Below are 10,932 nucleotides of genomic sequence, written 5' to 3' on the forward strand. Positions count from 1 at the left end.
CAATTACAAACCGGACATAATTTAGACTTACAAAACCATGTTTTATAAAGTTTTTCTCCTCGCTGCGGCCGCACACCACTGACAGCTCAGCCGACAGCGGCAGGTCGAAGGCGTGGTTGACGGTGCGCCACGCCTGGGAATGCGCGGCACCCATGAACGCGTAGCCGACCATGCCGACCCGCAGCTGCCCCATCTTTTCTCTCCCTTGTCGAGCGGCGGTGAGGTCAGAACCCGAGCTTGGCGTACTTGCTCGCGTTCTCCTTCGTGATCGTCTCGGAGGCGAGCGTGATCTCCTTGGGAACCTGCAGCTCCACCAGGTCGGACATACCCTTGTTCTGGCCGATCAGGCGGGCCAGGGAGATCGCCGAGGATGCCATCGACGGGCTGTAGGTGACCGTCGCCTTCAGGACGCTGTTGTCGGCCTGGATCGCGTCGATCGCGGCCTTCGAGCCGGCGCCGCCGACCATGAAGAACTCGCTGCGGTTGGCCTGCTTGATGGCGGCCAGCACACCGATGCCCTGGTCGTCGTCGTGGTTCCAGAGCGCGTCCATCTTCGGCAGCGCCTGCAGCAGGCCGGCCGCCTCCCGCTGGCCCGAGTCCGCGGTGAACTCGGCGGCACGGCGGTTGCCGACCTTCAGGCCGGCCGCCGCGAGCGCGTCCTTGAAGCCCTTCGACCGCTCCTGGGTCAGCGGCAGCGAGTCGATGCCGGCGATCTCGCCGATGATCGGGGCGCTGACGCCCTTGGCCTTCATCTGAGCCGCGATGTAGTTGCCGGCGGCCACGCCCATGCCGTAGTTGTCGCCCTTGATCAGGGTGCGGTAGGCGAGCGCATCCGGGAACTCGCGGTCCAGGTTGATCACCGGGATGCCGGCCTTGGTCGCCTCCAGGGCGGACGCGTTCAACTCCTTGCCGTCGTGCGGCAGGATCACGAGGACGGTCGGCTTCTGCGCGATCAGCGTCGCGAGGGTGGCCCGCTGGGCGGCCGCGTCGGCCCCGGCCTCGACGGCCTTCAACTCCACGTCCTTGTACGCGCCGGCCTGCGCCTTGGCGTTGTTCGTGATCGCCGCGATCCAGCCGTGGTCGGCGGCCGGGGCGGAGAAGCCGATGACCACTTTCTCGCCCGGCGCGGAGTTGGGGTTCGCCTCTTCGTTGCTGGTGTTGATCTGGGTGTTCTCCTGCGGATCGTTGCTGGTGCAGGCGGTGAGGAGGGCGCCGGCACCGACCGCGGCACCACCGAAGAGGATGCGGCGGCGGGACATGTTGGACATGTTTTCTCCAGGTGTGACCCGGCGGCCGTCACCGGTCGCCTTGTGTTTTGTATTGGGGATTTCAGCTGCTCTTGGTGCGTCCCAAGAGGTGGGTGAGCGATTTGTAGCGGAACTGCTGGACCAGGACGGCCGCAACAATGATGCCGCCCTTGACCATGTTCTGGACTTCGGTGGAGAGGTTGTTGATCGCGAACAGGTTGGTGATGGTGCTAAACACCAGCACGCCGAACAGCGCGCCGACGATGGTGCCGCGGCCGCCGGAGAGCAGCGTGCCGCCGATGATCGCCGCAGCGATCGCGTCGAGCTCGTAGAGGTTCGCCATGGCCGCCTGCGCGCTGGTCGCCTGCGACGTCAGCATGATCGCGCCGATCCCGCAGCACAGGCCGGACAGAGCGTAGAGCAGCATCGTGTGGAAGCGGACGTTGATGCCGGCCAGCCGGGCCGCTTCCGGGTTGCCGCCGACCGCCACCGTGCGGCGGCCGAACGTCGTGCGGTTGAGCAGCACCCAGCCCGCCGCGACCACGGCGGCCAGGATGAACACCAGCACCGGGATGCCGATGATCTTGGTGGAGGCGATGCCGTTGATCGTCTGGTTCGCCGACACCTGGGTCTGCTTCCCGGAGATCTGCGCGGCCAGGCCGCGGGCCGCCACCAGCATCGCGAGCGTCGCGATGAAGGGCACGAGCTTGCCGTACGAGATCAGCACGCCGTTGATCAGGCCGACGGCCACGCCGACCACGATGGCCGTGAAGATCATGCCGACCGCGCCGTAGCTCTGCGTCGCCAGCGTGGTCGACCAGACGCCCGCCAGCGCGATGATCGCGCCCACCGACAGGTCGATGCCGCCGCCGATGATCACGAAGGTCATGCCGACCGTGATCACGCCGATCGCGGACGCCTGCTGGAGAATCGTGAAGACGTTGTTCTTCACCCAGGTCGCGTCGCCGTAAAGCTCCGGTCGCGTGATGATCCCGATGATCACCAGGATGATCAGTACGGCGACGAGCCCGAGGTTCCGGCGTACCGGCTCGGCGCTGTCGCTCTTCCACCAGCTCTGCTTCGACTGATGTGATGGGGTTTCCGGCGCGGGTGCCGGCTTCTTGGCCACCGTGTCGGTCATGCCGCTTCCTCCTCAGCACCTGCCAACAGTGACCCCGCCATGACGAGGTCGAGAACCGCGGCTTCATCGAGGTCGCCGGCCGGCGCCTCATGGATCAAATGGCCCTCGCGCATCACCAGGACGCGGTCGGACAGGCCCAGCACCTCGGGCACCTCGCTGGACACCAGCAGCACCCCGACGCCGCTCTCGGCCAGCCTGTGGATCACCTGGTAGAGCTCGGCCCGCGCGCCGACGTCCACCCCTCGGGTGGGTTCGTCCAGCAGCAGCAGCTTCGTGCCGCCGAGCAGCCAGCGGCCGACCACGACCTTCTGCTGGTTGCCGCCGGAGAGCGTCCGCACCGCGCGGTCGATGTTCAGCGGGCGCAGCTCGAGCGAGTCGGCCACCTTGGCGGCGGCGGCGCGCTCGTCACCGGTGTCGGTGAACCCGACCGTGGCGAACTTCGAGAACGACGCCAGCGTCATGTTCTTGTAGATCGGCTCGCCCAGCAGCAACGCCTGGCTCTTGCGTTCCTCGGGCGCCATGCCGATGCCGGCCCGGACCGCGCCGCCGACCGTGTTGATCCGCTTGCCGTCCATCGTGACCGTGCCCGAGTCGGCGAGCCGCGCGCCGAAGATCGTCTCGAGCAGCTCGGACCGGCCCGAACCGACCAGCCCGGCGATGCCGACGATCTCACCCTTGCGGACCGTCAGCGAGGCGTCCTCGAACTCGCCCTCGCGGGTCAGGTTCTCCACCACGAGCAGGGTCTCGGGATCCTCCGGCTCGACCCGCGGCGGGAACACGTACTCGATGCTGCGGCCGGTCATGCGGTTCACCAGGTCGCGCGTCGGAGTGGTGCGGGCCGGGAGGTTCGCGGCCGTGGTGCGGCCGTCCTTCAGCACGGTGACCCGGTCGCCGATCTCGCGGATCTCCTCGAGCCGGTGCGAGATGTAGATGACCGCGATGTTCTGTGCGGTCAGCTCGCGGATGATCCGGAAGAGGTTGCCCACCTCGTCATGAGCGAGCACGGCGCTGGGCTCGTCCATGACGATCAGCTTGGCGTCGTGCGAGAGCGCGCGGGCCATGCTGACGATCTGCTTACCGGCCGCGGGCAGCGCGTGGACCATGCGCCGCGGCGGGATCTGCGGGTGTCCGAGACGAGCCAGGATCTCCCGGGTACGTTTCGCCATCGCGCCCCGGCGGATGAAGCCCAGGCGGCGCTCCTCGTGACCCAGGAACGCGTTCTCGGCGACCGAGAGGTCGTCGACCAGGTCGAGCTCCTGGTAGATGGTCGCGATGCCGGCTCGCATGGCGGCCTGCGGGTTCGCCGGGGCGAAGGGCTCGCCCTGCCACGTGATGCTGCCCTCGTCGGCGTGGTGCACCCCGGCCAGCACCTTGATCAAGGTGGACTTGCCGGCGCCGTTCTGACCCAGCAGGCAGTGCACCTCGCCGGCGCGGACCTCGAGCTGGACGCCGTCGAGTGCGCGTACCCCGGGGAAGGTCTTGACCACGTCGGTGAGTTGAAGGACGACCGGCCGGTCGGACATGGTGTCGTCGGCCACGGGCCGCTGCTCCGGGGCGGTCATGACGCCTGCTCGAATGCCGTGTCGCTGGCCAGGACGGCAGCGCCGGTGACGCCGGCTCGGCTGCCGAGCTCGGAGAGGACGACCGGGAGATTGCCGGTGGCCAGTGGTAGTGACCTCCGGTAGACCACGCTGCGTATCTCGGCCAGCAGGATGTGCCCGAGCTGCGCCAACCCGCCCCCGATGACGATCATCGACGGATTGGCGAAGCTGACCAGCGTGGCCAGCACTCCGCCGACCCGGCGCCCGCCGTCGCGGATCAGCCGGATGCACGTCACATCACCCTCGGCGGCGCCCTCGGCGACATCACGCGCGACGATCTCGCCGTTGCCCTCGAGCCGCTCGGCCAGCGCCGGGGAGTCGCCGTTGCGGGCCGCGGCCAGCGCGTCGCGGGCCAGCGCGGCGCCGCTGAACAGCGCCTCCAGGCAGCCGGCGTTGCCGCACGAGCAGACCGGGCCGTGTGCGTCGACCTGGATGTGCCCGATGTCGCCGGCGCACCCGTCGACGCCACGGTAGACGTCACCGGCCAGGTGGATGCCACACCCTATTCCGGTGCCGATCTTGACGAAGAGGAAGTCGTCGACCGAGTGCGCGACGCCGCCGTGCCGCTCGCCGATCGCCATGATGTTCACGTCGTTGTCCACCACCGCGGGGCAGCCGTGCTCACGGGCCAACAGCTCACGCACGGGATAGCGGTCCCAGCCCGGCATGATCGGCGGGGACACCGGTACGCCGTCGCGGAAGCTCACCGGGCCCGGCACGCCGATGCCGACCGCGTCGAGGCGATCGAACGCGCCGTCGGTGTGCGCCTTGGCCAGCAGCTCGTTGACCCGGTGCAGGATGACCTTGGGCCCGGATCGGATGTCCGCGGCCTCGCGGTACGTCGCCACGGGCTCCAGCCGGCCGTTGGTCACCTCGATGTCGATCGAGCTGGCCCCGAGATCGACCGCGGCGAAGCGCAGCCGGGGGTGCAGCTCGACCAGGGTGGATCGGCGGCCGCCGCGCGAGGCGGCCATGCCGGCCTCGGCGATGAGCCCGGCGGCGACGAGCCTTTCGACCTCGGCGAGCAGTCGGGGCCGGGTCAGCGCGAGCCGGTCACCGAGCTCGGCCCGTGACACCGGGCCTTCGTCGCGCAGCAGGCGAAGCACCCGGTGGTGAGGGGCGTCAGCGTGCACCACTACCTCCGGCAGAGGGTTCACAGCGATGAAATGACGCTGTGTCGTGCCGGTCACACTAGGCTTCTTACGCCGTCCAGGTCCATACCTTCCAGAAAATCTCTACCAACTTTTGTCTGCTCCACCAAAAGTCCGACTGGGGTTCCCCACTTCCCATCGATGGCTCTAGAGGTCCCGCACCCCAAACTGGTAGCCCAGCCACCCGGCGGGCCCCCGGAAAGGTGGCTCACCTACCACTCGTCGCGTGCGCGACGCGGCCGAACCTGAAGTGGTAGCCCAGCCGCCTATCCGGCCCCTCGAAAGCCCTCTCGGCTACCACTCGTCGCTTGCACGACGCGGGCCGAACCCGAAGTGGTAGCTCAGCCACGCGGGCGGGCCCTTAAAAGGGGGCTCGGCTACCACTTGGTGGTTGCACGACGCGGCCGGCTCCCTCGTGGGAACCGGCCGCGTTGTGCGTGTGGGGGCTAGTCGGTGCTCAGGCCCTTTTCGCTGCCCTTCTTGATCTTGCGGTCGTCGCGCAGCTGCAGGAACGGCTCGTCGTCCGGCGAGTGGCCGGCCGCGATCGCGCGGCCCCGCTCCAACTCGGCGTCGAGCTCCGCGCCGAGCAGGATCGCCTGGTTGGAGATCCACAGCCAGACCAGGAAGGCGATGGCGCCACCCAGCGCGCCGTAGGTCTTGTTGTAGTTGGCGAAGAAGGAGAGGTAGAGCGCGAACGCGCCGGACGCCAGGATCCACAGAACGACCGCGAAGATGCCGCCCGGGCTGACGAAGCGGAAGCCGCCCGTCTTGGCGTTCGGCGAGGCCCAGTAGAGGACCGAGAACATCAGGCTGACCAGTATCACCAGCACCGGCCACTTCGCGATGCTCCACACCGTCACGGCCGCGTCGCCGAGGCCGATCCGGCTACCGACGGCCTGCGCCAGGTCGCCGGTGAAGATCACGATGACCGCCGAGGCGACCAGCATGATGCCGACGACGGCGGTGACGGCGAGGCGGATCGGGATGGTCTTCCAGATCGGCCGGCCCTCGGGGACGTCGTAGACGGCGTTCGAGGCGCGCATGAACGCGGCCACGTAGCCGGACGCCGACCAGAAGGCCAGCGCGATACCGATGACCGCCGCGATGCCCGCCTTGCCCGGGTCGCTCACCTGGTTCAGCACCTGGTCGACCAGCGACTGGATCTGGGGGCTCGGCACGACCTGGTCGAGCGTGTCCGTGACGGTCTTCTTGCCGTCGTTGCTGACCATGCCGAGGATCGAGACCAGCGCGATCATCGCGGGGAAGATCGACAGGATGCCGTAGTAGGTCAGCGCCGCGGCCCAGTCGGAGAGATTGTCCTGCGAGAACTGCTTCAGGGTCCGCTTGACGGCCGCGAAGACCCCCTTGCCCTTGAGCTCTGCCGGGCTGTCCGGCCCGGCATCCGGCGAAGGCGCAGAGAGGTCGTTGTCGCGGTCGTCGCCGGTCTTTGTCGTGGCCACGGCGTCGACATCAAGCTTGTCGTCGCGGGCCCCGGCCTGCTGGTCGGCCTTGTGGCGAAGCTTCATGACGAGTGTTTCCCTCCGGGCGGTGCGTCACGTCTATGTCGGCCACCGCCCGGCGTCGTGCGGAGCGAGCGGCCTAACGAGAGGGATGCCCGCCACCAGAGGGGTCTAACCCAACGGTCACAGCGTGCTCCAAGGTCACTTGCAGAGAAGCAGGCTCATCCGCCGGCCAGCCACCGTCACACCGACCCCGAACAGGACGATCAGGTACAGCACGTCCCACACCTGCGTCAGGCTCCAGGACGCCGTGGTGATGCCGCGGATCAGGTCGACCGACCGGTAGAGCGGCGTCACCTCGACCACCCAGCGCAGCACCGTCGGGTAGCCCTCGGCCGGCGCGAACGTGCCGGAGAACAGGAACAGCGAGAACTGCACGGTCATCATCAGGTCGAAGTCGTGCCAGCTGCGCATGAACGTGGACAGTGCCAGGCCGATCCCGCCGAAGGCGAAGCCGACCAGCACGGCGGCCGGGAACGCGATCAACGCCAGGCCGGCCGAGGTCAGACCCATCGAGACCATCACCACGAGGAACGCCGCGGAGTAGAGGCTGCCCCGGACCATCGCCCAGGTCAGCTCCCCGATCGCGATCTCCATCGGCCGCACCGGGGTCGCGATGATCCCGTCGTACAGCCGCATCCACTTCATCTTCCCGAAGAAGTTGAACGTGGTCTCGGACAGCGCGCCGGTCATCGCCGACGACGCGAGCATCGCCGGGGCGACGAACACCGCGTACGACACCACCTTGCCGCCGGCCAGCGTGAAGTCGCCGACCAGCGCGCCGACGCCGATGCCGATCGAGAACAGATAGAAGATCGGCTCCAGGAAGCCGGTCGCCATCACGATCCAGTACGAGCTGCGCAGCGCCGCGACGTTGCGCTCCACCATCGACAGCGACCGCCGCCCGGCGCCACGGGCGGCGATCAGGCGCGGCAGGACCAGAGTGACCACGGCAGCCCCCTCAGACCACGAGCCGGCGGGAGAAGGCACGGGTCGCCAGCCACCATCCGGCGACGCCCCACGCCGCCAGATACAGCAGATGACCGGTCACCGACCACTCCGGCGCAACACCGAGGGTGGCCGCGCGGCTCAGGTCGACGCCGTGCCAGAGCGGCAGGAGGTACGCCACCCAGCGCAGCACCACCGGCAGCTGGTCGACCGGGAAGAACACACCGGAGAACAGCGACATCGGCAGCACCCCGATCCGCATCAGGATCGCCAGGTAGCTGTCCGTGCTGACCGACGCCGCATAGGCGAAGGTCGGCGTGGCCACCGACAGCCCGACCAGCACGGCGATCGGCCCGCAGGCGAGCGCCCACCAGCTGTGCAACGTGCCGAAGACGGCCGCGACAGCGAGGAACGCGCAACCGCCGAGCAACGCGCGGAGCAGCACGAACAGCAGGTGGCCACCGATGATGTCGGCGATCCGCAGCGGGGCGTCCGCCTGCCCGAAGTAGACTCGCCGCCACTCGAAGCCGCCGAGCACCGGCCACGTCGACTCCGAGATGGCGATCTGCATGGCGGTCGAGGCGATCAGCCCGGGCACCATCCAGTCGAGATAGGGCACCCCGTCGACGCCACCGGTCACATACGCCCCCACGCCGATCCCGAAGCCGACCATGGTCAGCAACGGCAGGACGAACGAGGACAGCACGCTGGCCCGCCAGAGCCGGCGATAGCCGACCAGGTGGTACTCCAGAACCGCCAGGGTCGCGCTCATCAATCCACCAGCGTCCGGCCGGTGAGGTGCAGGAACACGTCCTCCAGGCTGCTGCGCCGGACCAGCACGCTGGCCGGGCTCAGCGACCGGCCCAGCACCTCGGCGACCGCGTCGTCGCCGTCGGCCACGTAGAGCAGGATGCGGTCGGGCAGCACCTCGAGGCGCTCACCGAGGCCGGCCAGCTTGTCGGCGTAGATCTCCTGCGACTCGGCGGCGAACCGCAGCTCGACCACCTCGCGCGTGGAGAACCGCTCGATCAGCGCCCGCGGCGAACCCTCGGCCACGATCTTGCCGCCGTCCATCACCACGAGCCGGTCGCAGAGCTGCTCGGCCTCGTCCATGTAGTGCGTGGTCAGCACCAGCGTCACACCCTGCTGCTTGAGCCGGAACAACCGCTCCCACACCAGGTGCCGGGCCTGCGGGTCGAGGCCGGTGGTCGGCTCGTCGAGCAGCACGATCTCGGGCTCGTTGACCATCGCCCGGGCGATCGTCAACCGCCGTTTCATGCCACCGGACAGCGGGTCGACCTTGCTGTCGGCGCGCTCGGTCAGCTGCACGAACTCGAGCAGCTCGTCGGCACGGCGGCGCGCCACGCGGCGCGGGATCCCGAAGAACCGGGCATAGGTGGTGAGATTTTCCCGCACGGTCAGCTCGACGTCGAGATTGTCCAGCTGCGGGCACACGCCGAGCCGCGCGCGGATGGCCGGGCCGTCGCGCAGCGGGTCACGGCCGAGGATGCGCAGCACCCCGTCGGTCGGCGGAGAGACGCAGCCGATCATGCGCATCGTCGAGCTCTTGCCCGCGCCGTTGGGCCCCAGGAAGCCGAACGCCTCACCACGCTGGACATCGACGTCGATGCCGTCGACCGCAACGAAGGCATCGAAGCGTTTGACCAGACCGCGGGCGTGGATCAGGGGTTCCTCACTCACCCGCACGACCCTAGTGAGAGGGTCCGACATTCTCGGCCGAATTTCCGGCCCGCGGATGCCGAGCAGTGACACCCGTCACAGCGTTACGGGGGTGGGGCGAGCGCGTTCTGCGCCTGGGTCACCAGCTCGTCGGTCACCTTGATCACCGGCTCCGAGTCCACCGGCGTGCCTGAGTCGTACCGGACCGCCCAGCTCAAGCCGTCCACCCCGCTCACCCGGCGCCCGACCACCCGCACCCCGCCCTGCGGCAGCGGATGATGCGCGGTGTACGCCACCGAACGGGTCACCCGCGCACGCACCTGGTCGGGCACCTCCCCCGGCTCGAGCAGCAGGAACGAGACGGGCGGCGCATCCACCAGCACCGCGTAGCTCTCGCGCACCTCGGCCACCTCGGCGGGGACGACCCGCAGCTCCCGGCCCGACCACGCCGCCTTGTGGATGTCGTGCCAGCCCAGCCGGCCCTGGCCGGGCAACCACAGGCCGCGGTTGGTCACCACCACCGCCGCGCCCTCGTCGACCGAGGCCCAGGCCAGCACCCGCTCGTCCGCCTCCAGCTCCGGCCGCAACCCGGCCGGCAGCTTGGGACGCCGCCGAAAAAGACTCACAATCCTCCTGCCGCCTGCTCGCGCAACGCCCGCGCGTGCTGCTCCAGCGAGAACAACTCCCCGGCCAGCGCCAGGTACTCGTCCTTGTGCGCGACCGGGTTGATCCGCTGCACCTTCGATTTCAGGTCGCGGATCCGGGTGGTCACCGCGCCCCACTGCAACCGGGCCAGCTGCGTCGACACGTAGTGCATGTCGACCTCGCCGTCCAGCCGCGGCGGCTCCACCGACAGCTCGCCGATGATCGCCTTGCCGCTCAGGTCGTCGCACGCGTCCCGGACCGCCTCGATCCACACGACGCCGCCGGTGGTGGCCGCCGTGCCGCCCGCCTCGGCGATCGCCGCCCGGATCGAGCGGAACACCTCGTCGCCGTACGCCTCCGGGCCCAGCGCGTCGAACATCGGGCCGGCCAGCACCGGGTACTGCAACGCCAGTTTCAGCACCTCGCGCTCGACCATCCGCTGCGGACTCTCGGCGGTGGACGGCCGCCGCTGGGTCACGATCTCGCGATCGGCCGAGGACTGGGCCGAGGCCACCGCGCGCATCACCGGCTCCAGGTCCATGCCGAGGTCACCGGCGAGCTTGCGCGCGTACTCCGGTCGCTTCTCCCGATCTTTGATCTTGGCGACCAAGGGCGCCGCGCGTCGCATCGCATCGACCCGCCCCTCGACCGTGTCCAGGTCGAAGCGGGTCAGGACCTGCCGCAGCGCGAAGTCCACCAGCGGCTCGCGGCTCGCGATCACGTCGCGGACCGCGAGATCGCCCTTGGCCAGGCGAAGCTCGCAGGGGTCCATGTTGTTGGGCGAGACCGCGATGAAGGTACGCCCGACGAACCGCTGATCGTCCTCGAACGCGCGCAGCGCCGCCTTCTGCCCCGCCGCGTCCCCGTCGAAGGTGAAGATGATCTCGCCGGCCACGCTGTCGCTGTCCATCAGCAGGCGGCGCAGCACGCCGATGTGGTCTGCGCCGAACGCGGTGCCGCAGGTGGCCACGGCGGTCGTCACGCCGGCCTCGTGGCAGG

The 10,932-nt window shown here is 69.1% G+C and carries 10 protein-coding genes and 1 pseudogene; all 11 read right to left on the bottom strand.

Annotation, left to right across the window (positions count from 1 at the left end; genetic code table 11):
* A pseudogene (locus AB0M20_RS10865) lies at positions 1-193 on the bottom strand (hypothetical protein); the annotation flags it as partial.
* A 31-nt stretch (positions 194-224) separates the two neighbouring features.
* Entirely contained in the window at positions 225-1,268 is a 1,044-nt protein-coding gene (locus tag AB0M20_RS10870) for a substrate-binding domain-containing protein (protein ID WP_364296761.1), read from the bottom strand.
* Positions 1,269-1,329: 61 nt separating this feature from the next.
* Positions 1,330-2,388, bottom strand: a complete 1,059-nt coding sequence (locus AB0M20_RS10875; protein WP_364296763.1) for an ABC transporter permease — start codon at positions 2,386-2,388, stop codon at positions 1,330-1,332.
* A complete protein-coding gene (locus tag AB0M20_RS10880) occupies positions 2,385-3,950 on the bottom strand; it encodes a sugar ABC transporter ATP-binding protein (RefSeq protein WP_364296765.1) in 1,566 nt (521 codons plus the stop codon). Before AB0M20_RS10880 ends, AB0M20_RS10875 begins: the two co-directional genes overlap by 4 nt.
* The gene (locus tag AB0M20_RS10885) at positions 3,947-5,122 is read right to left on the bottom strand and encodes an ROK family transcriptional regulator (protein WP_364296767.1); all 1,176 of its coding nucleotides are present in this window, start codon (positions 5,120-5,122) and stop codon (positions 3,947-3,949) included. Before AB0M20_RS10885 ends, AB0M20_RS10880 begins: the two co-directional genes overlap by 4 nt.
* Positions 5,123-5,586: 464 nt before the next feature.
* A complete protein-coding gene (locus AB0M20_RS10890) occupies positions 5,587-6,666 on the bottom strand; it encodes a YihY/virulence factor BrkB family protein (protein WP_364296769.1) in 1,080 nt (359 codons plus the stop codon).
* A gap of 135 nt (positions 6,667-6,801) precedes the next feature.
* On the bottom strand, positions 6,802-7,611 hold the full coding sequence (locus AB0M20_RS10895; RefSeq protein ID WP_364296771.1) for an ABC transporter permease: 810 nt from the start codon (positions 7,609-7,611) through the stop codon (positions 6,802-6,804).
* Between the two features lie 10 nt (positions 7,612-7,621).
* On the bottom strand, positions 7,622-8,380 hold the full coding sequence (locus tag AB0M20_RS10900; protein WP_364296773.1) for an ABC transporter permease: 759 nt from the start codon (positions 8,378-8,380) through the stop codon (positions 7,622-7,624).
* The gene (locus AB0M20_RS10905) at positions 8,380-9,309 is read right to left on the bottom strand and encodes an ABC transporter ATP-binding protein (protein ID WP_364296775.1); all 930 of its coding nucleotides are present in this window, start codon (positions 9,307-9,309) and stop codon (positions 8,380-8,382) included. Before AB0M20_RS10905 ends, AB0M20_RS10900 begins: the two co-directional genes overlap by 1 nt.
* Before the next feature lie 83 nt (positions 9,310-9,392).
* Positions 9,393-9,914 (bottom strand): hypothetical protein, encoded by a 522-nt coding sequence (locus AB0M20_RS10910; RefSeq protein WP_364296777.1) that lies wholly within the window; start codon positions 9,912-9,914, stop codon positions 9,393-9,395.
* Positions 9,911-10,932 (bottom strand): toprim domain-containing protein (locus tag AB0M20_RS10915; RefSeq protein ID WP_364296779.1); only part of this gene is annotated, 1,022 nt, incomplete at its 5' end. The genes AB0M20_RS10910 and AB0M20_RS10915, both read right to left, overlap by 4 nt.

It is taken from the genome of Actinoplanes sp. NPDC051633 (assembly GCF_040681735.1).
In the GTDB taxonomy this organism is placed as follows: Bacteria; Actinomycetota; Actinomycetes; order Mycobacteriales; family Micromonosporaceae; genus Actinoplanes.